Here is a 218-nt window from a genome sequence, read left to right as displayed (position 1 = left end):
GCCCTGCTCCCCGGGCACGCCGGCTCCTGGACCTCGGGCCTGCTGGGCGGCCTGGCCCTCGGCGGCTTCTACCTCCTGCTCTTCCTGATCAACCCGAACGGCATGGGGTTCGGGGACGTCAAACTCGCCCTCGCCCTGGGTGTGGTCCTCGGCTGGTACGGCTGGGCCGTGCTGTTCGTCGGCGGGTTCACCGGGTTTCTGTTCGGGGCGGTCTACGG

General features: G+C 70.6%; 1 protein-coding gene. It reads left to right on the top strand.

Features of this window, described 5'->3' with window-relative positions; genetic code table 11:
• Positions 1–218 (top strand): prepilin peptidase (locus AMK24_RS34510; protein WP_242434891.1); only part of this gene is annotated, 218 nt, incomplete at both ends.

Source organism: Streptomyces sp. CB02366, from assembly GCF_001905905.1.
In the GTDB taxonomy this organism is placed as follows: Bacteria; Actinomycetota; Actinomycetes; order Streptomycetales; family Streptomycetaceae; genus Streptomyces.
The sequence above is the reverse complement of the archived record's forward strand: the minus strand, read 5'-3'. Positions and strand labels throughout refer to the sequence as shown.